1 protein-coding gene is annotated in these 262 nt (G+C 69.1%); it reads right to left on the bottom strand.

The genetic code is table 11. The features are described 5' to 3' along the window. A partial coding sequence (locus R0J87_RS21640) for an HD domain-containing protein (RefSeq protein WP_498888876.1) occupies window positions 1-262 on the bottom strand: 262 nt, incomplete at both ends.

Genomic DNA, 262 nt, shown 5'->3' with positions numbered 1-262 from the left:
CTCGCGGCTGCCGACCAGCGAGGCGAAGCGGTGGATCACCTCCGGGTCGGAGATGTCCTGCTTCTGCGCGGTGACCGACATGCGCAGGTGCTGCTCGACCAGCCATGCGACCAGCTCGGTATCGGTCTCGCTGAGCTGGTGGGCCTGGCAGAATTCGCGTGCATCGACCGCGCCGAGTTCGGAATGGTCGCCACCGCGGCCCTTGGCGATGTCGTGGAACAGCCCGGCCAGCAGCAGCAGCTCGGGCTTGCGCAGGCGCGGC

The sequence above is a fragment of the Halomonas sp. SIMBA_159 genome, from assembly GCF_046536035.1.
Classification (GTDB): Bacteria; Pseudomonadota; Gammaproteobacteria; order Pseudomonadales; family Halomonadaceae; genus Vreelandella; species Vreelandella venusta_A.
The sequence above is the reverse complement of the archived record's forward strand: the minus strand, read 5'-3'. Positions and strand labels throughout refer to the sequence as shown.